28 protein-coding genes are annotated in these 20949 nt (G+C 30.6%); 12 read left to right on the top strand and 16 right to left on the bottom strand.

The features are described from left to right. Positions 1–49: 49 nt before the first annotated feature. From HXZ74_RS02135 to recG, 4 genes are all read right to left on the bottom strand, one after another. Entirely contained in the window at positions 50–568 is a 519-nt protein-coding gene (locus HXZ74_RS02135) for an ankyrin repeat domain-containing protein (RefSeq protein WP_286473604.1), read from the bottom strand. 61 nt (positions 569–629) lie between these two features. Next, positions 630–2153 carry a catalase gene (locus HXZ74_RS02140; protein ID WP_286473606.1) on the bottom strand — a complete coding sequence of 508 codons (1524 nt, stop codon included), beginning with the start codon at positions 2151–2153 and terminating at the stop codon, positions 630–632. Positions 2154–2391: 238 nt separating this feature from the next. Further along, positions 2392–2556 (bottom strand): hypothetical protein, encoded by a 165-nt coding sequence (locus HXZ74_RS02145; protein ID WP_160279595.1) that lies wholly within the window; start codon positions 2554–2556, stop codon positions 2392–2394. 179 nt (positions 2557–2735) lie between these two features. Continuing rightward, positions 2736–4841: an ATP-dependent DNA helicase RecG gene (recG, locus tag HXZ74_RS02150; protein ID WP_286473608.1), complete on the bottom strand. Its 2106-nt coding sequence runs from the start codon at positions 4839–4841 to the stop codon at positions 2736–2738. Positions 4842–4952: 111 nt separating this feature from the next. Between recG and HXZ74_RS02155 the strand changes: the two genes are divergently transcribed. Next, positions 4953–5546: a thioredoxin family protein gene (locus HXZ74_RS02155; protein ID WP_180906762.1), complete on the top strand. Its 594-nt coding sequence runs from the start codon at positions 4953–4955 to the stop codon at positions 5544–5546. A gap of 70 nt (positions 5547–5616) precedes the next feature. Further along, entirely contained in the window at positions 5617–6177 is a 561-nt protein-coding gene (locus HXZ74_RS02160; protein WP_180906761.1) for a TlpA family protein disulfide reductase, read from the top strand. A 78-nt stretch (positions 6178–6255) separates the two neighbouring features. Here HXZ74_RS02160 and HXZ74_RS02165 read toward each other — a convergent pair whose 3' ends face one another. Next, on the bottom strand, positions 6256–6807 hold the full coding sequence (locus HXZ74_RS02165) for a DUF1697 domain-containing protein (RefSeq protein WP_180906760.1): 552 nt from the start codon (positions 6805–6807) through the stop codon (positions 6256–6258). 139 nt (positions 6808–6946) lie between these two features. Here HXZ74_RS02165 and HXZ74_RS02170 point away from each other — a divergent pair, with 139 nt between their 5' ends. Continuing rightward, on the top strand, positions 6947–7519 hold the full coding sequence (locus HXZ74_RS02170; RefSeq protein WP_280049503.1) for a TMEM175 family protein: 573 nt from the start codon (positions 6947–6949) through the stop codon (positions 7517–7519). Here the strand turns inward: HXZ74_RS02170 and HXZ74_RS02175 are convergent, their stop codons facing one another. The 3 genes from HXZ74_RS02175 to HXZ74_RS02185 form a co-directional block, all read right to left on the bottom strand. Then, positions 7520–8584 carry an NAD(P)H-dependent flavin oxidoreductase gene (locus HXZ74_RS02175; RefSeq protein ID WP_286473611.1) on the bottom strand — a complete coding sequence of 355 codons (1065 nt, stop codon included), beginning with the start codon at positions 8582–8584 and terminating at the stop codon, positions 7520–7522. A 6-nt stretch (positions 8585–8590) separates the two neighbouring features. Then, positions 8591–8890, bottom strand: a complete 300-nt coding sequence (locus HXZ74_RS02180) for a DUF3861 domain-containing protein (protein ID WP_115000261.1) — start codon at positions 8888–8890, stop codon at positions 8591–8593. A 128-nt stretch (positions 8891–9018) separates the two neighbouring features. After that, the gene (locus HXZ74_RS02185; RefSeq protein WP_280061461.1) at positions 9019–9768 is read right to left on the bottom strand and encodes a GLPGLI family protein; all 750 of its coding nucleotides are present in this window, start codon (positions 9766–9768) and stop codon (positions 9019–9021) included. A gap of 192 nt (positions 9769–9960) precedes the next feature. On the opposite strand from HXZ74_RS02185, the gene HXZ74_RS02190 reads away from it, so the two are divergent. Continuing rightward, entirely contained in the window at positions 9961–10410 is a 450-nt protein-coding gene (locus HXZ74_RS02190; RefSeq protein WP_125349355.1) for a hypothetical protein, read from the top strand. Here HXZ74_RS02190 and HXZ74_RS02195 read toward each other — a convergent pair. Both HXZ74_RS02195 and HXZ74_RS02200 read right to left on the bottom strand, forming a co-directional pair. Beyond that, positions 10407–10853 (bottom strand): hypothetical protein, encoded by a 447-nt coding sequence (locus tag HXZ74_RS02195; RefSeq protein WP_280061462.1) that lies wholly within the window; start codon positions 10851–10853, stop codon positions 10407–10409. The two genes, HXZ74_RS02190 and HXZ74_RS02195, sit on opposite strands and share 4 nt — an antisense overlap. Before the next feature lie 23 nt (positions 10854–10876). Continuing rightward, positions 10877–11359 carry a hypothetical protein gene (locus tag HXZ74_RS02200; RefSeq protein ID WP_280038000.1) on the bottom strand — a complete coding sequence of 161 codons (483 nt, stop codon included), beginning with the start codon at positions 11357–11359 and terminating at the stop codon, positions 10877–10879. Between the two features lie 175 nt (positions 11360–11534). Between HXZ74_RS02200 and HXZ74_RS02205 the strand changes: the two genes are divergently transcribed. Further along, a complete protein-coding gene (locus HXZ74_RS02205; protein ID WP_280061463.1) occupies positions 11535–11807 on the top strand; it encodes a DinB family protein in 273 nt (90 codons plus the stop codon). Positions 11808–11835: 28 nt separating this feature from the next. Next, positions 11836–12180, top strand: coding sequence for a hypothetical protein (locus HXZ74_RS02210; RefSeq protein WP_286473614.1), 345 nt, complete (start codon positions 11836–11838; stop codon positions 12178–12180). A gap of 62 nt (positions 12181–12242) precedes the next feature. Here HXZ74_RS02210 and HXZ74_RS02215 read toward each other — a convergent pair whose 3' ends face one another. Next, a complete protein-coding gene (locus tag HXZ74_RS02215; RefSeq protein WP_038335762.1) occupies positions 12243–12464 on the bottom strand; it encodes a heavy-metal-associated domain-containing protein in 222 nt (73 codons plus the stop codon). A gap of 148 nt (positions 12465–12612) precedes the next feature. Between HXZ74_RS02215 and HXZ74_RS02220 the strand changes: the two genes are divergently transcribed. Continuing rightward, positions 12613–13935, top strand: coding sequence for a solute carrier family 23 protein (locus tag HXZ74_RS02220; RefSeq protein WP_286473617.1), 1323 nt, complete (start codon positions 12613–12615; stop codon positions 13933–13935). A 107-nt stretch (positions 13936–14042) separates the two neighbouring features. Here HXZ74_RS02220 and HXZ74_RS02225 read toward each other — a convergent pair whose 3' ends face one another. Then, complete coding sequence (locus HXZ74_RS02225; protein WP_286473620.1) at positions 14043–15092, bottom strand: 2Fe-2S iron-sulfur cluster-binding protein; 1050 nt, start codon at positions 15090–15092, stop codon at positions 14043–14045. A 99-nt stretch (positions 15093–15191) separates the two neighbouring features. On the opposite strand from HXZ74_RS02225, the gene HXZ74_RS02230 reads away from it, so the two are divergent. Both HXZ74_RS02230 and HXZ74_RS02235 read left to right on the top strand, forming a co-directional pair. Further along, the gene (locus HXZ74_RS02230) at positions 15192–15557 is read left to right on the top strand and encodes a methylglyoxal synthase (RefSeq protein WP_286473621.1); all 366 of its coding nucleotides are present in this window, start codon (positions 15192–15194) and stop codon (positions 15555–15557) included. A 110-nt stretch (positions 15558–15667) separates the two neighbouring features. Continuing rightward, complete coding sequence (locus HXZ74_RS02235) at positions 15668–16042, top strand: hypothetical protein (RefSeq protein ID WP_286473623.1); 375 nt, start codon at positions 15668–15670, stop codon at positions 16040–16042. A 53-nt stretch (positions 16043–16095) separates the two neighbouring features. Here the strand turns inward: HXZ74_RS02235 and HXZ74_RS02240 are convergent, their stop codons facing one another. From HXZ74_RS02240 to HXZ74_RS02250, 3 genes are all read right to left on the bottom strand, one after another. Next, positions 16096–16527: a DUF3592 domain-containing protein gene (locus tag HXZ74_RS02240; RefSeq protein WP_152606146.1), complete on the bottom strand. Its 432-nt coding sequence runs from the start codon at positions 16525–16527 to the stop codon at positions 16096–16098. A gap of 94 nt (positions 16528–16621) precedes the next feature. Beyond that, positions 16622–17278 (bottom strand): NAD(P)-dependent oxidoreductase, encoded by a 657-nt coding sequence (locus HXZ74_RS02245; RefSeq protein ID WP_038335757.1) that lies wholly within the window; start codon positions 17276–17278, stop codon positions 16622–16624. A 53-nt stretch (positions 17279–17331) separates the two neighbouring features. Further along, positions 17332–17739, bottom strand: a complete 408-nt coding sequence (locus HXZ74_RS02250) for an RrF2 family transcriptional regulator (protein WP_286473625.1) — start codon at positions 17737–17739, stop codon at positions 17332–17334. A 108-nt stretch (positions 17740–17847) separates the two neighbouring features. Here HXZ74_RS02250 and HXZ74_RS02255 point away from each other — a divergent pair, with 108 nt between their 5' ends. From HXZ74_RS02255 to HXZ74_RS02265, 3 genes are all read left to right on the top strand, one after another. Further along, positions 17848–18423 (top strand): Crp/Fnr family transcriptional regulator, encoded by a 576-nt coding sequence (locus HXZ74_RS02255; protein WP_038335750.1) that lies wholly within the window; start codon positions 17848–17850, stop codon positions 18421–18423. After that, on the top strand, positions 18416–19015 hold the full coding sequence (locus tag HXZ74_RS02260; protein ID WP_038335749.1) for a hypothetical protein: 600 nt from the start codon (positions 18416–18418) through the stop codon (positions 19013–19015). Before HXZ74_RS02255 ends, HXZ74_RS02260 begins: the two co-directional genes overlap by 8 nt. 80 nt (positions 19016–19095) lie before the next feature. Continuing rightward, a complete protein-coding gene (locus HXZ74_RS02265; RefSeq protein ID WP_038335748.1) occupies positions 19096–19851 on the top strand; it encodes a DUF4241 domain-containing protein in 756 nt (251 codons plus the stop codon). 290 nt (positions 19852–20141) lie between these two features. On the opposite strand, the gene HXZ74_RS02270 is transcribed toward HXZ74_RS02265, so the two are convergent. Continuing rightward, positions 20142–20903, bottom strand: a complete 762-nt coding sequence (locus HXZ74_RS02270; protein ID WP_280061470.1) for a LytR/AlgR family response regulator transcription factor — start codon at positions 20901–20903, stop codon at positions 20142–20144. Positions 20904–20949 lie beyond the last annotated feature (46 nt).

Genomic DNA, 20949 nt, shown 5'->3' on the forward strand with positions numbered 1-20949 from the left:
ATTCAGAGAAATTTTGAATGCCTTTTTGATTAGATTAAAAATATAAAAATTATTTGATCGATAATAACTCGATCATTTCTTTATTTTCTTGTAGAATAGCATGATCTAAAGCAGTTTTACCATTATTATCTTTAATGTTTAAATCTGCACCAGCTTCGATTAGTTTCTTAGCAATTTCGTTTTGACCAAATGTTACTGCAAAAATCAAAGCAGAAGCGCCATTGAAATTCACTTGATTGACATCAGCTTTATTCGCAATTAGTAAATTTGCCATTTCAGGAAATCCTCTAAAAGCTGCGCCCATCAACGCATTATTTCCAGATAAATCTTGCGCATTAGGGTTTGCTCCTTTTGATAATAATACTTTCGCAGCGTCTGAACTATTGTTATAAATGGCTAGAATTAAAGGTGTAAATCCGCGTTGATTTGCTTCATTTACATGCTTTCCATTCGAAATTAATTCTTCTATTTGCTTCACATTATTTTCTCTCGCCGCACTAAACAAATCTTGCGCATAAATTGAAGAAAAACTAAATAGAAATAAGGCTAAAAATATATACTTTTTCATGATAATATTGATTTTATGAAAGTCATGGAGTCGAACTCAATCGACTCCAATCCAATAGAAATTATTTTGGTAAATATTGCTTTACATCGTTCATAGAAGTATTTGTAGCCTTCATCAAACGTGTTCCATATTCTGTATTTGCTTGGTAAAAATGTGCAATCATTTTATGAACAATTACTTTATTTTTAACCGCATTCAAAGCTCCTGATAAATTTTTGATTAAGTTATCTTGATCTTTTTTAGAGAATGATTTGTACAAATCTCCAGCTTGCACAAAGTTATTTTCTTTATCAATGACGTGCTGAGTTGTTGTTGCTCCCGCAGGAAAAACAGATTTTGAATACTTAAATTTTGCATTGTCTACAACCTCAGGAAGATTAGTTGAAGGTTGATAATTTACATCACCTTTTTGCTCTCGGATCGAAATATAACCATCTTGATTGTATGTTTTCACACTGTTTTTTGGCGCATTTACAGGAATTTGTTGAAAATTACCCGTTAAACGGTGACGTTGCGTGTCAAAATATGAAAACAAACGACCTTGTAATAATTTATCTTCAGAAGCTTCAATTCCTGGAACCAAAGAGGCTGGAGCAAATGCTGCTTGTTCCACTTGTTGAAAATAATTCGTTGGATTTTCATTCAATGTCATTGTTCCAACTTTAACTAATTTTGCAACAGATTCTGGCCAAATTTTCGTTACATCAACAGGATTGAAATCTAATTTATCAAAATCTTCTCGTTTCAATAATTGAACATATAAATCCCATTTCGGAAAATTTCCTTTCTCAATTTTATTACGTAAATCTAATGTTGCATGTTCTATTGCAGTCGATTGAATTTTATCCGCTTCTTCTTGCGTTAAATTTTTAGTTTCTTGTTGAGGAACCCATTTGTATTTCACATAAGTTACTTCACCTTTTGCATTTACCCATTTGTAAGCATGTACGCCATTTCCTTCCATTTGACGAAAATTTGCTGGAATTCCGTAATCTGAAAACAACCACGTTAACATATGCGTAGATTCTGGCAAATTAGAGAAGAAATCAAATACACGATTTGGATCAGATGCGCCATTTGTTACAGGAGAAGGCTTGAAAGCATGTACCATATCAGGGAATTTGATCGCATCTCGAATAAAGAAAACAGGTAAATTGTTTCCAACTAAATCGTAATTTCCTTGTTCTGTGTAAAACTTAACAGCAAATCCACGTGGATCACGATAAGTTTCTGGCGAACCTTGTTGATGTGTTACAGTAGAAAAACGTACAAATAATGGTGTTTTTTTGCCAGCTGTAGACAAGAAATCAGCCATCGTTACATCAGAAAAATCTTTATCAGCTACAAATTCTCCGAAAGCTCCAGCTCCACGCGCATGAACAACACGTTCTGGAATACGTTCGCGATCAAATGCTGCTAATTTTTCAATTAAATGAATATCTTCCAACAAAACTTGTCCGTTGTTTCCGATTGTTTTAGAATTTTGATTATCTCCAACTGGAGCACCTGTGTTTGTTGTTAATTGTTGCGCAAATCCAATCGTAGAAAAGAATGTTAAACTTAATACTAAACTTCTTTTGATCATAATTATAGTTTTATTCTTTATTTATCATTTTAAGACAGAGCAAAACTAAATCGGCTACAACTATAAATCAAATCTATAAAATCTATGAGATATAATTAATTTTTATAATAATTACATTTCAATTATTTACAAGGAAGAAAAAGGTGATATATTATTTCGCAATAAATCAATAAAAAAAAATGATGAAGAAGTTTAGAAATAAAAAAACCGCTAAATAAGCGGTTTTGAGATATATTATTTAATTTTTTCTAAATCGTTGAAAAGACATAGAAGGTTTTATTTTTATCGATTCATTAGCGATTAATACCATTAAATTCAAGTGTTGATTAAACTTCCATAAAGAGTTTCCTTCAACCTCTACTCCTTGTGGAGTTCTGATAAGTTCTAAATTTGTGTACATCATAATCGATAATTTTTTGGTTGACGCTAATATTGTGTTAAAAATATTTATTTATGTTAATTTTATTTAACACAACTGATAAAATTAAAAGTTTCTAATAAAATTCAGTGTTTTATATTTGTTTTTAATTTACCATAAATTATACCAAAAAAATCATCTAATCATATCCTTAATGTTAAATTTTATGAAATTTGACTCCATCCTACTTTATCTTTATGATTTTCAATAAAATATTTTTTTGTTGGTTCGTAAACTGGTGAAGAAAGTGTCGGATCTTGCGAAAGAATAGTTTCCACACATTTTCTTGCTGCATACAAAACCTCTTTGTCTTTCGCTAAATCAGCAATTTTAAGATTAAGAACACCACTTTGTTGCGTTCCCATCATATCTCCAGGACCACGCAATTCCAAATCGACTTCTGCTACCTGAAAACCATCATTTGTTTGACACATCGTTTGTATACGGCGTTTCGAAACTTCGTTCAATTTTCCACCTGTCATCAAAATACAATAGGATTGTTCTGCTCCACGACCAACACGACCACGAAGTTGATGCAATTGAGAAAGTCCAAAACGTTCAGAATTTTCAATAATCATCACCGACGCATTTGGGACATTTACACCAACTTCTATCACAGTTGTTGCAACCAAAATTTGCGTTTCATTATTTTTGAAACGATTCATTTCATATTCTTTATCCGCAGGTTTTTGACGACCATGCACAATACTTATTCCATATTCTGGCAACGGAAAAGCACGAGAAATACTTTCGTAACCATCCATCAAATCTTTCAATTCTAACTTTGCAGATTCTTCAATCAATGGATAAACCACATAAATTTGACGACCTTTCGCAATTTCATCTTTCATAAATTTGAAAACACTCAAACGATGTGCATCAGTTTTATGAAGCGTTTTAATTGGTTTTCGTCCTTTTGGCAATTCATCGATCACCGAAACATCCAAATCGCCATACATTGTCATCGAAAGTGTACGTGGAATTGGTGTAGCTGTCATCACTAAAATATGTGGTGGAAGTTTAGCTTTTCTCCAAAATTTAGCACGTTGAGCGACTCCAAAACGATGCTGTTCATCAATAATAGCTAATCCCAAATTCTGAAAAATCACATTATCTTCTAACAAAGCATGCGTCCCGATAATTATTTTAAGGTTTCCATTTTCAAGGTTTTCTAAAATTGGTTGACGTTTTTTCTTTGTCACCGAACCAGTCAATAATTCAACTGAAACATCCAAACCATTCAGCAATTCTGTAATGCTTTCGTAATGTTGTTGTGCAAGAATTTCGGTTGGCGCAATTAAAGCCGCCTGAAAACCATTGTCAACTGCAATCAACATCGTTAACAACGCAACCATCGTTTTTCCAGAACCAACATCACCTTGCAACAAACGATTCATTTGCGCAGGTTGACGAAGATCAAAACGAATTTCTTTTATCACTCTTTTTTGTGCATTTGTCAATTCAAAAGGTAAATATTCATTGTAAAATGTATTGAAATAATGACCAATTTCTGGAAAAGGATTACTTCTATTCTTTTGTTTATTGACTGCTTTTTGAGAGAGATTAGCAAGATTTAGAAAGAAAAATTCTTCAAATTTTAGACGTCGAATTGCCGAATTTAATTCTGTTACATCTTTTGGAAAATGAATTGCTTTTAAGGCTTCATTTCTTCCAACTAATTTATAATGATCGAGAACATTTAATGGTAAATTCTCAGGAATATCATTATTTTCAGCAAAAAGATTCATCATCATTTTCTGAAGAACACGATTCGTTATTCCTTTTTTTGTCAACTTTTCGGTACTCGGATAAACTGGAAATAATCCAAGCGGAATATTTTTAGCATCTTCAACTAATTCAATTTCAGGATGTGTGATACTGAAATTATTATTGAATACATTTGGTTTTCCGTAAATGACAACTTCTTTGAAAAGATCATTTCTCAATTTCTCCTTTTGCCAAGAAGAAACTTTGAACCAAACCAATTCTAAAGTTCCTGTCCCATCTTGAAATTTCCCAACCAAACGTTTTACTTTTCCTTGATTAATTTCTTCTAAACTAACAATTTTACCTTTCAATTGAATTTCGGCAGCTGTTGAAGAAATTTCAGAAATTTTATAGAATTTTGATTTATCAACATAACGAAAAGGAAAATGTTGTATCAAATCTTCGTATCTAAAAATTCTGAATTCACTTTGCAATGTTTTAGCACGCTCAGGTCCAGCACCTTTTAAATATTCTATTGTTTTTTTTAATGGATTTTGATACATTTTTCTACTTTCGAAAGTCGCAATTTACCAATTTTTAACGACAAACAATGTCATCATTGTTACAAAATAAGCTCGTAGAATTGCATTATATTTGTAACAAATTAGAATCAAATGAATTTAACAGAATACATCAACAAAGGTTTATCATACGAAGATTATATCACACGCGTTGAAGATGATTTGGAAAACGAAATCGAAAACGATGATCCGAAAGAATATGTACAATATTATGCTTTGGGATTGCAACGCATGAACAGAATTTTTAAAACATTCAAATTAAATCCTGCGCAAGAAACACGCGTTAAATCAACTTCAAATAATTTAAAATTATTAGTCATTACAGAAGGTTGGTGTGGAGATGCATCTCAAATTTTACCTGTTGTAGAGAAATTGGCAAATGCGCTTCAAGTTTCGACGCATTATGTTTTACGTGATGAGAACTTGGAGTTGATGGAAAAATACAAAACAAATGGAGCGGCTTCTATTCCAATTATTATTGGAGTGAATGAAGAAAATGAAGAAGCTTTCCGTTTTGGTCCTCGTCCACAAGCTGGAATGGAAATGTTGGCGCGTTTCAAAAGTAATCCTGATACGTATTCGGCAGATGATTTTCACGAAGATTTACAAAAATATTACAACAACAATAAAGGTGAAGACATTGTAAATGAAATTTTAGATTTGATTGACGAAAACATCGGTAATTAATCATTTTTTTCAATTTGTTCAACTTGTTATTTGTTCGCATCTTTGTGTAAGATTTTATTGAAAAAGAAAAATGAAAGGAAATAAGCAAATTATTTTTGCCATCGTTGTAGTTGTCGCTTTAGTCGCTATTATGTTTACGCCAATTGGGACATTTTTTAAAGGTAAAATGGAAGACAATAGCCACGTTGCAGGCTCTGATATAGAATTAACAGAAAGTGATTATGATATTGATTTAATTGGTCATAACGGCGCTGCGAATACAAACTTGATTGATTTCAAGAAAAGTGGTGAAGTTGTTTTCCTAAATTTTTGGGGAAGCTGGTGTCCTCCTTGTGTTGCAGAAATGCCAACAATTCAGAAATTGTATGAAGCAAAAGGACAAAAAGTAAAATTTGTATTGATTGCAATTCAGGATAAACCAACGGTTTTTAATCCGTTTTTGCAAAAAAATAATTATACAATGCCAGTTTACGAGCCAAATAGTCCAATTTCAAATAATATGTTACCAAAGGTTTTTCCAACAACATATATTTTAAATAAGAAAGGTGAAGTTGTGTTGAAAGAAACAAAAACAAGAGATTGGAATGATAAAGAAATTAATGATTTATTAGATAAATTAATCGCTGAATAATTTTATTCAAAAACATAAAAAAGCCGTTATTAATTGATTAATAACGGTTTTTTTTATATCTGTAAGTTAACTCTCTTTTTAATTTTCTCTCATCAACGCTAATTGCAATAAAGCAGTTGTTGTATTTTGATTACGGGTTGTAGCACTTACATTTAGTAATTTTTCGAAAAAATTATTGGTCAATTTTGTTTTTCCATAACCAGAAGGACAATATAAATAAACAACATCATCAGCAACAAAATATTGTTCATCTTCAGTTTTTGAACTTTCAACTTTTTCAGTATTTATTTCCTCAGGTTTATTTGCCAAAAACGTATAATGCAAAAACTCTTTATCAATGCTCAAATCCTTTAAGAATGGATTATTTTCAATAATGTTTTTTAATTTTTCGATGGTAAGAATCAAAACTGGAACTTCAAAAGATAGACTTTCAACAATTTTATCGTGAATTAAATCTCCAATTTCTTTGATATCAGTCAAATTTGTCGAAAAAACCGCATTACCACTTTGCACATAAGTCGTCACATTTTCCAGTCTAAGTTCCTCCAAAAGTTTGGTCAAAACATCCATTTTGATGATTTTTTTACCACTTACATTTATACCTCTCAGGATTGCAATAAAAGTATTCATAAAACTATCTCTATTTACGAGAAACTTTGTTTAAAATTATGAAAATAAATATAATAGAAATTTTAAAACAAATCCCTAATTGTTACAATAATTTTGATAAATTAGCATCATTCTGAATAATAAAAAACTAATAAAACCTATGACTACAAATAGATTAGAAGCTTTTAGCGACGGCGTTCTTGCTATTATTATTACCATTATGGTTTTGGATTTGAAAGTTCCTCTTGGAGATGATATCATGAGTTTGAAACCTTATATCCCAAAATTTCTGAATTATTTGTTCAGTTTTATTTATGTTGGAATTTATTGGAACAATCATCATCATCTTTTTCAGGCAATTGAAAAAGTAAACGGCGGAATTTTATGGAGTAATTTACATCTACTTTTTTGGTTGTCTTTGCTACCTGTTTCGACTGGTTGGATGGGCGAAAATTACGACTCAACTTTTCCTGTTGCTTTTTATGGATTTGTCCTATTTATGAGCAGTGTAGCATTTATGATTATTGAAAAAATTGCTATAAAACAAGAAGGAAAGGAATCTGTTATTGGAAAATCTGTGAGTAGAAGTTTAAAAGAAAAAACCTCTAGTATTGGTTATTTAGTCGGAATTGGAATTTCATTTGTAAAACCAGAAATTGGTATTGTCATTTATGCTTTAATCGCTTTATTGTGGTTGATTCCAGATAGAAGAATTGAAAAATCGATGCGATAATTATTGATAATTTTCCACTGAATCGATTAATTTTTGAAGAAGATTTGATATAGAATCTTCTTCAAAATTTTTAAAAGATTGTCCTAACCATAAATTCGTGAACGCTGTATTTTCATTTAATTTCGAAGCGTTTCTCAATGGATTAGTCAATTTATTTTGATAAGGATAAGGTAAAACAAACTCGGAATTTTCAAACAAACGAATAAATTCATTCTCAATTCCTCGTGCATATCTTCCGGAAAAACTTTTTGTCAAGATAATTTCATTTTCCTTTACATTTTTTAATTGCTCTTTTTCGAACGATTTTAAAGCACTTTCATTGGAACACAAAAACAAACTACCAATCTGAAAAGCGTCTGCACCCAACTGTTTAGCTGCCAAAAGTGTTTTCGCATCATAAATTCCACCAGCAAAAATCAACGGCTTTTTCACAACATCTTTTACTTGCGAAACCAAAGAAAAACCACCAATTTGAGGCAAAATATCTGGATTAAATGTTCCACGATGTCCACCTGCTTCAATTCCTTGCACACAAATCACATCAATATTCGACTTTTCCAATTGTATCGCTTCTTCCAGCGTCGTACAAGTCCCTATTAATGTCACATCATGTTCTTTAAGACGATTAATTGAATTATCATCTAAATTACCAAAAGTAAAGCTCAAAATTTTACATTTTTCTTGTAAAATTACATCTATTTGCTCCTTATAACCATTTGGTTTTACAGCTTCAATCTCAGGAAAAACAACTGCAAAGTTTTGTTGATGCGAAAGCTCAATTAACTTATCTTTTGTTGCATTATACCTTTGTTTTAATTCTGGTGTAATTTCAGGAATATCGTTTGCAAAAATATTGACAGCAAAAGGTTTATTCGTTATTTTTTTGGTTTGATAGATTCGTTTCAACGAATTTTCTGAATCCAAATCGGCAATTGGCAAAGAACCTAAACAGTTACAATTACTCGCTGCAGCAACCATTTCTGGTGTCGTTACTCCAAACATTGGTGCTTGAATAATCGGATATTTTACACCAAATAATGCTGTTAGTTCATTTTGCCAAATCATCTTTTTTTATTTTAAATTTTCTTTCAATTTAGGCATAAAAGCTTTAATTGCAGGAAGTAAATCCTCAAAAATTGGATTATTTTTATTCTTCATTACCACTTCCAAAAATAACTTCAAACCTATTGCAAATTCCACTGATTGATTTTCATTTTCGAACGGGTTTTTAGATTTTATCATTTCAATAATCTTAAAAATCTCATCATGATTCATAAAATCTAAAACAATTGGAGCTTGTAATGGCGCATCTTTGTCTAATAATTCGGTCTGTTCTAATGTTAATTTGTAGTGATTTCCTTTTTTTGTCATAAATCTAATTTTTCCAAAAGTAACAGATTAGAATTATCAAAAATCAAAATGATTATTCGTTTAATTGATTGAATAAATCAATAATATTTATTCAAAAAAAGAGTCACATTTTTGCAACTCTTCTTTCGTTATTTATCAACTCCCTGATTTACTTGATTATGACGTTCATTCATTGCTTTCATTTCCGCCATAAATTCTTTGTCTGTCACAACTTTTCCCTTTGTTGGCAAAGTAATCACAACATCTTTATCTAAAATTTCGATTTCTTTCATCGTAAAAACAGCCTTGAATTCATCTGTTGACATTTCTGCTTTCACAATCAAGCCTGGTAAATTAGCATAACGATAAGGACCATCTCTATAAGGTAAACTCGTTGTATACCACGCAATCACCTCTTTTCCATCCTCGTCTATTCCAACTGCTTTTGTCGCGTTATAACCTGCTATTTCTGTTTTTTCTTTGGTGATTTTCCATTGATAATCAAAAATTTTATCTTTAATCAAAAAGGTTTTCACACCAAAATCTTTCACATTATAAAATTCATTTTTTTCATAATCTTTATATTGTGGATTTGCTTCTGCAGCAATAATCATCTGCGCAATAGAATTGTCATTAGATTGATTATTATCAATTTTAATTTCAGGTTTGAAAGAAGACATTTTTCCATTACTCTCCAATACAAATTTCACCGAAATTCCGCGATCTATTTCACTTTTGAAACTCGCTTGATACGCAGCAGGAATACTACTTTTGATTTTATCGAAATCTAAAATAAAATCTGTGTTATAGATTACTTTTATGTTCTCCTTTTTAGCTTGTGCAAACGAAGCAATACAAGAAATAGTCGTAAAACATACCGAAAGTATAAGTTTTTTCATGTTATAATAATTTATGGTTTTGTTAGTTTCAAAAGTAAAGAATCAAATGAAATGAATTTGTTAAATATGACACAATAAATCATATCAGATTCATAAAATATGATTTAAAAACTTAACAATTTCCTAAAGTTGAGAATCATACAAATTGAACGAATAAATATTACTTTTAAAATATATTGACAACCAAAATTTATGAAATTACAAAAAGGAATTACAGGTTTTGACGCCACTCCTAATTATACAATAGAAGATTTAGAGAAAATTCTGAAAGGAATTAATTATCCATTTATCAAGACAGAAATTGTTCTGAAAGCGAATGATTCTTCTAACTTTTATCAAATTAAAATCAATCATCAAAAGACAAAACAAGAATTTTATTTGATTGTAAATTCTACTTATTTAATCTTTGCTTGTGTCGAAAAAAATAGATGTTTCGATTTGAAATTTATTGACTTTCCTGTTGAATTAATTTCACAATTAAAAGCCGAAGTAAACTCAAGTTTAATCCTTCTGAATCCAAAAGAATTAAACAAAAAAGTTGACGTTTCTGATTTAGAATTATTAGGAGAATCAGAAATTAAACAAATCAATTATTGGAAAAGTAAAACATTGGGAGAGATAGTTTTCAATTGCTTTGATTAAACTTTTCGTTTAATAATTCTATTCCGTTTTCTTTTCTTGAAAATAATTCGAATTAAGCGATAACCATAGGTCACCTTTTTATTTTTTGTAATAATTGGGAATGCCATTGTACACATCAATGAGATGCAAGCAGTTGTACCTAACGCACCTCCATAACCATTGAAAATTTTGCTCGTATAATGCAATAAAACTGCAAATAAAATTGGAGAAAAAACCAACGAAAAATAACTGATATTTATGGTTGATGATACCATCCCAATGAAAGTTCCACCTATTACATACAACGGAATATTTTTGGTATAAAACTCAGGTAAAATTGTCGGAAAGAAATAGAAAAATCCGCCTACAATCATCGCAATCATCGCAGAAGCACGAACTGGACCTTGTTTGAAACGAATATTTAATTCGTACGTTGTTAATGAAGCTATTATTGAACACATCATTAATATTAAAAATTCAATAATCATTAGCCCGCAATTAATTTAAACAACAACATACTTAACAAAACACCTATAAATGCTAACGTTCCCAGCTTTCCTCCCACACCAACAAATAACGATTTTGTAGCAAAAAACAACAAGGCTGTAAAAACTCCTGCCGTAATAATCATCCAATAAACATACTGAAAATCAAGCGAAGTCATTCCAATGAAAGCGCCACAATAAATAGGTCCAGCAATTTGTTTTAGATATTCTGAACGAGGATTAAACTTCGTTAAAAAAGAACCTAAAGTTCCGATAATTCCAGCTGAAAAAACGCCTCCTAAACCAAGTTGATTATTGATTAAATACGTTATAATTGCCGCTATAGGAATCCATAAAACTAATGTTTTTCGATCAAATGAATATTCGTGATGATGTAACGGGAATTTGCGGTAAACAATTAACAACAAAGCACAAATCGCAACAATAATATATGGCACAACATAATGTTCTATCCGCTCGTTCATTATCGCAAATAGAAACAAAAACTGAATTACAAAAATAATCAGTATGGTGACAAATTTTATGATGCGTTTGGTTTGCACAATTATTTTTTGAAGTTGCAAAGTTAGTGACTCGTTCTAAGAAAATAGAATAATTTTTATCAGTAAAGTTGTATAATTTATTAAATTTAAGAACAATATGAAAACACTTGAAAATTTAAAATATCCGATTGGAAAATTTGAAATTCCAGCATCATTTAATAAAGAATCTATTGAACAATGGATTTCAATAATTCGTGAATTTCCACAAAAAATTCAGAATGAAATTACCTCTCTTTCAGAAGCTGAATTAGAACAACAATATCGTCCAGAAGGCTGGGCAATTAGGATTGATTTAAAAACAAATCTTGCGATATATGCTTGGCATTGCAATCATCATTTGGCGCATATAAAGCAAGCTAAGAAAAGTTAATGTATCTTTACGAAAGATTTTATAACCCATGAAATACATCAATTATTTTCTATTATTTTTATCTACAATCATTAGTGTTTTTCTGTTTTTTGTAAGCGCTAATCAAATTGAACTTGTTCCGAATAAAAATGAAGGTTATAAAGGTGAACAAATTATGCTGATTGAAAAATCGAATGATATACAGTTTGTGAAAAATATAGCAGAAACTTCAATAGATAAATATGATATAATGTACAACCAATTATCAGATTTTGCAGCAAAAATGAATACGTGGATTATTTTATTATTTATTCTTCAACTTGTTATGGGCGTGCTTTTCTTTCTACAATTTCGAAAAAATAAAATAAAAAATCTCAAGTCAATACAAGATTAACTTGAGATTATATTGACTTAAATTATCACAAAAAATAAGTCATTCTACCTAAAAAAAAATATCTATTCTTCAATTAATTCAGCTGAAAAACCAACTTCCTCAATTGTATCAATAATTTCTTCGTCTGTTGCTTGATTAATTTTTACAGACAAAACTTTATCAGGATTATCAGTATCAACTTCCCAAGCTTCTAAACCATCTAACTTATCCAAAAAAGGTTTCACTTTGCTCACGCAACCACTACAATTTATATTTGTTTTGAATTTTAATTCTTTTGTTTCCATAATTCATTGATTTTTGTTTTACAAATTTCGCTAGAATTGCTCCAAAATCATTTACAAGATTTCGCTAAATAGTTATATGATTTCTGTACTTATTAATCGTTTTGAGCTACTTTTGCATTCAAACAAAACAATTTCAATTTCTTTACAAATGAGTCAACAAAATGACCAAAATATTGTCTTAGCTATCGACGAAAAACCGAAGTTAGGACAAGGTATATTATTAAGTATACAGCATCTTTTTGCGATGTTTGGCGCAACAGTTTTAGTACCTGCTTTGACTGGAATGTCTCCAGCAATTGCATTAATTTCGAGCGGAATCGGAACTTTAGTTTTCATCTTAATTACGCGAGGAAAAATCCCTTCTTACCTTGGTTCTTCATTTGCTTTTATCAATCCAATTATCGCGATGAAAGCTTTAGAAGCAAACCCAGAAAGTGAAATTGCAACGGGTAGTTTCTTGGTAGGTAGTTTTTTAGTAGGAGTTACCTATTCATTGGTCGCACTATTTATCGCAACAGCAGGAACAAAATGGTTAATGAAACTTTTACCTCCTATTGTTGTTGGTCCAGTAATTATGGTAATTGGTCTGGGATTAGCTTCTACAGCAATTAAAATGGTGACAAATAATCCTTCAGGCGAATATGATTTAACCTATGTTACAATTGGTTTTGTTACGTTAATTATCACGATAATTACAGCAATTTTCAGTAAAGGTTTTTTGAGTGTAATTCCAGTTTTGGTCGGAATTATTGGTGGATATATTTTTGCAATTACAATGGGTGTTGTTGATTTAAATCCTGTTATAGAAGCAAAATGGTTTATGATTCCAGATTTTACGGTTCCTTTTGTAGATTATACGCCTACATTATCTTGGTATGTTATTTTCTTAATGATTCCGGTTGCAATTGTACCAATCGCTGAACATATCGGACATCAATTAGTTTTGAGTAAAGTCGTGAATAGAGATTTAATTGAAGATCCAGGTTTAGACCGATCTATGTTAGGTGACGGAATTGCAACAATGATTGCCGCTTGTTTAGGTGGGCCTCCAAACACGACGTATGGCGAGAATATTGGTGTTTTAGCTATTACAAGAGCTTTTAGTATTTATGTATTTATTGGAGCAGCTTGTTTTGCTATTTTATTTGGATTTTGTGGTAAAGTTTCAGCATTATTAAGTACAATTCCAACACCAGTTATGGGTGGCGTTTCTATTTTATTATTCGGAATTATTGCTTCGAGTGGTTTGAGAATGTTAATTGAAAATAAAGTTGATTTTAAGATAAAACGAAACCTAATCATTTCATCTGTTATCCTAATTATAGGAATTGGTGGTGCGGCAATTCACATCAGAGATTTATTTTCTTTAGAAGGAATGGCTTTGGCATCTATAATTGGAGTTGCTTTAAATTTAATTCTTCCGGGAAGAGAATTTGTCTCGTTCAAGGAAATGTTTGATGAGGAAAATTAAATAAAGATTTAGATGATAAAATTCTAATTCAAAGCGAACAAATATAAATCAAAAAGGCGAGCTGAATTCAGCTCGCCTTTTTGATTTAAAATATATTGTTCTTAAACTTAAACTTCATCAAAATCAATTGCTAAAGTAGCTGTTTTTGGACGAGAAATACACGCTAACGTCATTCCTTCTTCGTAATCAGAATCCGTTAATACATAGTTGTCTCCAATATGCACTTCGCCTTCTGTTATCTTACACATGCAAGACGAACAAACACCACCTTTACACGAGTAAGGCGCATCAATACCAGCGTCTAACATTGTATCAATCAAGTTTTTTCCTCTATCCCAAGTCACTTCAGAAGTTTCGCCATCAAGCGTTACAGTAACTTGAACCGTTTGAGGTCCTTCGTCATGTTTTGTAAAAATATCTTCTGTTTTCACTGAAGGATTAAACATTTCGAAATGAATATGTTTCTCGATAATTCCAGCTTCGTTGATTTTCTTCGCTAAAGTCAAAATCATTTGTTCTGGTCCACAAACCATTGCTTCATCTACTTCGTTGATATCAATAATTTGATTCAAGATTAAATCAAATTTCTTCTCATCAATTCGTCCATTGTAAATGAAATTCTCCTGATCTTGACGTGTATAGAAATGATGAATAAAAACATTGTTTGGATATTTTTGTTTCAATTCTGTCAAACGCTCTTTGAACATGATTGAGTTTTCGTCTCTATTCACATAAAAAATATGAAAATTTACCCACTCTTCAGTCTGCAACGTAAACTCTAACATACTCATAATTGGCGTGATTCCACTACCCGCTGTAAAAGCTAATAACGTACGTTTTTCATTTGGTTTTGTAGGAATTGTAAAACGTCCACTTGGCGTAGAAACTTCCAATTGATCACCAACTTTTAACTCATTTGCTAAATAAGAAGAAATCTTTCCATTTGGTTGAGATTTAACACCAATGCTCCATTTTTTATCTTTAGGAGATTCGCACAAAGAATAATCTCTTCGTTCTCCATTAATATTAAGAGTGATATATTGTCCAGGTAAAAAATTGTATTCTTCGTGTAATTCCTCAGGAACATCAAACGAAATTTGAACAGCATCAGCCGTTAATTTTACAATTTCTTTTACCGTTAATAAATTAAATTTCATAGTCGTATACTATTTATAATTCTGAAAACAACTCGTTATTTAAGATTGTTCTGCTAACTTTGTACAAAAGTAAGATTTTAGATTAAATAGAAAAAATATATGGAAATAGCATTGATCGCTCATGATGGAAAAAAAGCTGAAATGGTCAACTTTTTAATGAAGCATAGAGAAGCTCTTAACAAAAATAATATCACATTTATCGCAACAGGAACTACAGGAAAGTATGCAGAACAAACTGGACTAAAAGTTACGCGCTATCTATCTGGTCCTCTTGGCGGTGATGCGCAAATTGCTGCTCGAGTTGTAGAAGGAAAAACAGATATGGTTTTCTTTTTTAGAGATCCGATGGGAAAACATCCGCACGAACCAGATGTAAATATGTTATTGAGACTGTGTGATGTACACAATATTCCATTAGCTACAAACCCAGCTACAGCAGAAATGTTATTAGATCATTTAAAATAATTTTTCTTAAGCTAATCTTAAGTTTATTCTGATTGTTTTGGATGATAATTTGTTTAATATTGAATAGAAATTTTAACTGAATATAAATAACAATTCAAAACAAAATCACTATGAATTTAATTAAAAAAACAGCTATCGCGCTTAGCTTATTTGCATTTACTGGATCTACTGTAGCATTTGCTCAAACAAAAACTCCAACAAAAGCAACTAAGACAGAAACAGTAAAAACAACAACTAAAGCATCAGCAGATAAAAAAGGAACAGATGCTAAAAAGGATGTAAAAGTAACCACAACTAAGAAAACTGAAGTTACCCCTAAAGGTACAACTGATAAAAAAGTAGTTTCAGAAAAAAAAGTGGAGAAAACGACTGTAGCTAAAACTACCACTGCAGGTACTTACAATGGGCACAAAGTTTATGTAGGACCAAAAGGTGGAAAATACTACATCAATGACAATGGAAATAAAACGTATATCAAACAATAGTTTTTATCCGAATAAAAATAATAAAGGCTGTCTTATTTGTTAGGACAGCCTTTTTAAATTACATTTTTATAATAAATATTTTCTGGATTTTGAGGATCGATTAAAATATCAACCTCTTTTCCTTTTTTTAGATTCTCACTTGCGTTAACATCTCCAAAATATTCAAATTCTGTATAATAAATTTTTTCAGTATTTGGATGTTTATAAAAAACTTCAACTATATAGTCTGGCAAATGATTTTCTCCTAATAAACCTCTTTTTATTTCAATAATATGTGCTTTTACTTTTACTCCTTTATTTACTAATCTTGAGTGATTTAGGTAATCAAATAAATTGACAAAACCTAAATACCCCATAAACAAACTACAGAACAGAAAAACTACTCCAAGCAGTTGATTAAAAAATACACCAAGATTTAGAAAAGAGCATATTAGAACAAATCCTAAACTTAGAATTAAACATCCTATTGCGATTGACAATTTCATTATTCTTGTATTTGCTATCTGTTTTTCACAAACCGTACCAAAAACAAAAAATTGTCCTATAAAAATAATTTTATTATAAATTTATTCAAACACCTTAATAAGCTGCTGTAAATCTACTTTTTATATGATTGGCATTTTCAATTTCATCTGCAATCACCACTGCAACATCTTCCACAGACAAAATACTACGACCTTCTGCATTGAAAACAGGTACATCATTCCCTAAACGATACGTACCTTTTCGCTCTCCAGAAGTTCCTTGATGCATTTCTGGCGCTGGAGAAAACATTGTCCAATCCAACTCATTATCTTGTTTCAAGATATTATAATAATCTCTCGCAGCCAAAGCGCCTTGTTTTATTTGCTCAGGAAAATCTGGCGCGTCTACAATTTGCAGTTCTTTTTTATCATTCACATACAGACTTCCCGCTCCACCAACAACAATCAAACGTTTTACACCAGCCAATTTAGTTGCTTCTTCAATTGCTTTTGCGCCTTTCAAATAATCTTCATAAATATTTGGATTTGTCCAACCTGCATTAAAAGCACTTACAACCACATCAGCACCTTTCAAATCTGTCGCCAAAGCTTGCACATCGTTTACATCTAATGCCACTTTAGCTACGTTTTTACTATCCAAAACGTTGTCTGTATTTCGCGCAAATGCTTTGATAGATTGATTTCTGTTTACCAATTCTTCTACAATATGTGAGCCTACAAAACCTGTTGCTCCAATTACTGCTACTCTCATTTTATTTAATTTTATATTGTAATTAATTTTGTTACATTTAAAGATAAAAAATTTTACTGAAATTCATCACAAAATTGCTTTAAAGTTTTATGATTTAACGACTTAATCAACTCTGATTCAGCATCATAAAATAATTTTTCAAGATTGTTATTCATTTGTTTACCAACTGGACATTCTGGATTGGTATGATTCATTCTTCCAAAAACATTTTCTTGATTGACAATTTTATAGACATCGCCTAACAAAATATCAGCAGAATCTTTAACTAAGTAAATTCCTCCTTCTTTCCCTTTTTTCGAATCGATGAAACCTGCTTCTTTCAAGAATTTAATCTCACGACGAACCACAACAGGATTCACATTAATACTTCCCGCAATAAAATCAGAAGTTATTAATTGTCCCTTGAATTTTTCAGTCAAAACTAAAATATGAATCGCCGTTGCAAATCTTAAATTATTCATTTCTCTATATCGATGGGACAAATTTAGTACAAATTTTTTAATTGTAACAAATATTGATACAATTTTATTGATTAATTTCTCTTAAATTTGTTGCATACTCCTATACATATGGAAAATTATAAAAAACATTTATCAAATATTATTGATCTGACAGAAGAACAATGGGCAGAAATTGAAAAATTTTTGGTGGTAAAACACATCAAAAAGAATGAATTTATTTTAGAACCTGGCGAATATTCCGAAGATTATTTTTTTGTTGAATCTGGCGTTATTCGTTCTTATACAATAGATGAAAATGGAAAAGAACATGTCTTGCAATTTGGTACAGAAAATTGGATTGTAAGTGATAGAAATAGTGCTTTTTGTAAGCAACAATCAAAATTTTATATTCAAGCAATAGAAGATTCTACCGTTATTTTATTGAATGAAAAATTGAATGATTTAATCACTCGATTAAATCCAAATTATTTAGCTGCTCAAAATAAATTAATTCAAAATCATGTGCGTAGTTTACAAGATCGTATTAATTTGTTACTTGGTGCATCTGCAAAGACTCGTTATTTAGAATTTATGCGTCTTTATCCCAACCAACTCTCTCGCATACCGCAATGGATGATCGCTTCATATTTAGGCATCACACCCGAAAGTTTAAGTAGAGTTCGTAAAGAAATAGCACATGGATAGTTATAGTTTTGAAATTTTTGTACCAGAAAAACCTAAAAAAAATAATAAACAGATTGCAAAAGTCATCTTATCATTTCTCGCCGTTACTGTAATTAGTTTTGTGTTTTTGGAACTGAAAGTGTTCAAAAATCAAACGTATTATTACATTTTTATTGGGCTTTTAGCAACAGCTGTTGCTTATTGGAATGGTTATTTTAAGCGACCTTCGGCAGAATTGAAAGGTAATTTTGATGGAAAATTGACATTTACAAAAGATACAATTTCTGTAAAGGATCAAACTTTTTCAATCAACGATTTGTTTTCTATTGTCATTGATAATGAAGATTACAAAGGAAAAGCTGTAAAGGAATTTGGTGAGTTCGAAAATCCAGAAGGTTCGCACGGAATTAGTAATTTGATTACATTAAAAACAAAAGATAATCAATTTGTTGAAGCTTATTTTTTACAAAAATCGTTAAATGAATTTTCTAAAATCGAATCATTTTTAATTCAATATTACAAAAACAATTTACTTTCTGAAGATGATTTAATTTCGATCATGCATTTAGAATATGATATTGATAAGAACGAATTGAGAAAAAAATTAAGATAATTTAATTTTTCACTAACATATAAAAGTTGAGTTACTCTCATTATTTAATGTAATTTTGTACCACTTAAAAACAATAATTTATGCAACCAACAGCAGAATGGTTAAAAACTTGGGAATCTAAAAGAGAATTCACTTTAGCTCCTAATGATTTAGAAAAATATTTTACAGATAAAGAAATTGGAGGTGTAGAAATCGACCAAATCGAAATGGGAGAAGTTTCTTTACCATCAGGTAAAATCTTTGTAAATGATCCTTTGGGAGAATATTTATCAATGGATAAAGATCCTTATTTCCTTGAAACGCCAAAAGGTAATTTTCCTGTAACTGCAAGCATCGTAAAATTTGAAGACGATGGTGACGTTGAGAATTTGATTGGTTGTATCAAAGTTGCTTTTACAAACGAAAAACCTGTTCGTTACGAAGAAGCAATGAAAGGGATTGAGTTGATTGACGAATTACAAGAAGGAGAATATTTTGGTTTTTCTATCGAAAGTGGTTTAGCTACAATTGTTGATGCAGAAGCAAAAGATTCTTTTGTAAAATTTATTGATGAATTCGAAAGCAAAGGTGATGTAAATTTATACGATGATTATTTCAATGCATTATTCGTAGAGAACGCTAAAAATAACCCAAAATATCAGTCAGAAGAAGGAGATTGGATCAATTGGACAATTCCAAATACAGAATTCAAATCGCCAATTTTTCAAGCTGGTTTTGGAGAAGGAATCTACCCTGCTTACTTTGGTTACAATGAAAAAGGAGAAATTGTTGCATTTTATATTCAATTCATCGATGCTGAATTAGAAGATTCAGAAGATGATGACGAATGGTTGTAATTAATTTTTCGATCAAATAATATTTAAATCCTTCAAGAAATTGAGGGATTTTTTTGTTTAGAAATTTATAAGAACAATCAAATTCTTGGCTTCTATTTTAATAAAAAACTTGAAACTAAAACATATAGATTAAGTAACTATAATAAACTATTTTACACTAAAAGTCTAGAGAATAAAAATAGTTATGAATTTTCAAAATGAATATAAAATCTCTCAAAAATTCAAAGATAATTGGTATTTATTAGAACGAATTGAGTGAAAACAAAAATCTCAAAAATGCGAGATTTTTTTTATCTATTCATCCAATCCATCCAACTATTAATCTGTGTTTTACTAATAAAAATAGCTTGTTCAGCTTCTGATTTTGGTTGAAGATGAATTTCAATTTTTTGACTTGAATGTTTTATTATTTCAATAATTGCATCAATGTGAACAATAAACTTTCGATTGATTTTGAAGAAAATAGTCTCATCCAATTTATTTATAATATCCTTTATTGTGTCATCATAAATATAGGTTTGATCATCTTTCGTTTTTATAAAAAGATGTTTTCCCGAAGCAAAAAAATAAGCAATCTCGTGTTCTTCTACCGAACGTAATTTATTTCCGTTAGTTACCAAAAAACGATGCATAATCTCGGACGGAGAATTTTCTAAAACAGCAATAGATTGTAATGTTGGCGAAATATCAAAACTTGTACGAATTGTTTTAAATTTTTGCAATGCAATATGCAACTCCTCTACTTCAAAGGGTTTCAGAATATAATCAATTGTAAAATGCTTGAAAACTTTCATCGCATATTCATCATAAGCTGTGATAAAAATAATTGGCGTTAGAATCTCAACTTCCTGAAAAATCTCGAAACTTTTCCCATCACCCAAATGAATATCCATGAAGATTAAATCAACCGAATTTTCTCTAAAAAACTCTGTTGCTTGCTTTGTTGAACGCAAAATTGTAATCGAAGAAATAGCAACAATAGATTGCTCCTCTAACAGATTTTTTAGATAAGTAACCGCCAATAGTTCGTCCTCTACAATTGCAATTTTCATGAATGCAAAAGTATAAAAAAACCGTCTAAATGATGAATAAAGACGG

The organism is Empedobacter sp. R750, from assembly GCF_030324345.1.
Taxonomy (GTDB): Bacteria; Bacteroidota; Bacteroidia; order Flavobacteriales; family Weeksellaceae; genus Empedobacter; species Empedobacter falsenii_C.

Bases quoted from the DNA above. Each gene is read 5' to 3' on its own strand.
- HXZ74_RS02165 (WP_180906760.1), bottom strand. From the start codon at position 6,807: ATGAATACTTTTATTGCAATCCTGAGAGGTATAAATGTAAGTGGTAAA.
- HXZ74_RS02230 (WP_286473621.1), top strand. From the start codon at position 15,192: ATGGAAATAGCATTGATCGCTCATGATGGAAAAAAAGCTGAAATGGTC.
- recG (WP_286473608.1), bottom strand. From the start codon at position 4,841: ATGTATCAAAATCCATTAAAAAAAACAATAGAATATTTAAAAGGTGCT.
- HXZ74_RS02160 (WP_180906761.1), top strand. From the start codon at position 5,617: ATGAAAGGAAATAAGCAAATTATTTTTGCCATCGTTGTAGTTGTCGCT.
- HXZ74_RS02270 (WP_280061470.1), bottom strand. From the start codon at position 20,903: ATGAAAATTGCAATTGTAGAGGACGAACTATTGGCGGTTACTTATCTA.
- HXZ74_RS02225 (WP_286473620.1), bottom strand. From the start codon at position 15,092: ATGAAATTTAATTTATTAACGGTAAAAGAAATTGTAAAATTAACGGCT.
- HXZ74_RS02155 (WP_180906762.1), top strand. From the start codon at position 4,953: ATGAATTTAACAGAATACATCAACAAAGGTTTATCATACGAAGATTAT.
- HXZ74_RS02175 (WP_286473611.1), bottom strand. From the start codon at position 8,584: ATGATTTGGCAAAATGAACTAACAGCATTATTTGGTGTAAAATATCCG.
- HXZ74_RS02195 (WP_280061462.1), bottom strand. From the start codon at position 10,853: ATGATGTGTTCAATAATAGCTTCATTAACAACGTACGAATTAAATATT.
- HXZ74_RS02170 (WP_280049503.1), top strand. From the start codon at position 6,947: ATGACTACAAATAGATTAGAAGCTTTTAGCGACGGCGTTCTTGCTATT.
- HXZ74_RS02185 (WP_280061461.1), bottom strand. From the start codon at position 9,768: ATGAAAAAACTTATACTTTCGGTATGTTTTACGACTATTTCTTGTATT.
- HXZ74_RS02215 (WP_038335762.1), bottom strand. From the start codon at position 12,464: ATGGAAACAAAAGAATTAAAATTCAAAACAAATATAAATTGTAGTGGT.
- HXZ74_RS02205 (WP_280061463.1), top strand. From the start codon at position 11,535: ATGAAAACACTTGAAAATTTAAAATATCCGATTGGAAAATTTGAAATT.
- HXZ74_RS02220 (WP_286473617.1), top strand. From the start codon at position 12,613: ATGAGTCAACAAAATGACCAAAATATTGTCTTAGCTATCGACGAAAAA.
- HXZ74_RS02145 (WP_160279595.1), bottom strand. From the start codon at position 2,556: ATGATGTACACAAATTTAGAACTTATCAGAACTCCACAAGGAGTAGAG.
- HXZ74_RS02255 (WP_038335750.1), top strand. From the start codon at position 17,848: ATGGAAAATTATAAAAAACATTTATCAAATATTATTGATCTGACAGAA.
- HXZ74_RS02210 (WP_286473614.1), top strand. From the start codon at position 11,836: ATGAAATACATCAATTATTTTCTATTATTTTTATCTACAATCATTAGT.
- HXZ74_RS02245 (WP_038335757.1), bottom strand. From the start codon at position 17,278: ATGAGAGTAGCAGTAATTGGAGCAACAGGTTTTGTAGGCTCACATATT.
- HXZ74_RS02235 (WP_286473623.1), top strand. From the start codon at position 15,668: ATGAATTTAATTAAAAAAACAGCTATCGCGCTTAGCTTATTTGCATTT.
- HXZ74_RS02140 (WP_286473606.1), bottom strand. From the start codon at position 2,153: ATGATCAAAAGAAGTTTAGTATTAAGTTTAACATTCTTTTCTACGATT.
- HXZ74_RS02180 (WP_115000261.1), bottom strand. From the start codon at position 8,890: ATGACAAAAAAAGGAAATCACTACAAATTAACATTAGAACAGACCGAA.
- HXZ74_RS02260 (WP_038335749.1), top strand. From the start codon at position 18,416: ATGGATAGTTATAGTTTTGAAATTTTTGTACCAGAAAAACCTAAAAAA.
- HXZ74_RS02200 (WP_280038000.1), bottom strand. From the start codon at position 11,359: ATGAACGAGCGGATAGAACATTATGTTGTGCCATATATTATTGTTGCG.
- HXZ74_RS02250 (WP_286473625.1), bottom strand. From the start codon at position 17,739: ATGAATAATTTAAGATTTGCAACGGCGATTCATATTTTAGTTTTGACT.
- HXZ74_RS02190 (WP_125349355.1), top strand. From the start codon at position 9,961: ATGAAATTACAAAAAGGAATTACAGGTTTTGACGCCACTCCTAATTAT.
- HXZ74_RS02240 (WP_152606146.1), bottom strand. From the start codon at position 16,527: ATGAAATTGTCAATCGCAATAGGATGTTTAATTCTAAGTTTAGGATTT.
- HXZ74_RS02135 (WP_286473604.1), bottom strand. From the start codon at position 568: ATGAAAAAGTATATATTTTTAGCCTTATTTCTATTTAGTTTTTCTTCA.
- HXZ74_RS02265 (WP_038335748.1), top strand. From the start codon at position 19,096: ATGCAACCAACAGCAGAATGGTTAAAAACTTGGGAATCTAAAAGAGAA.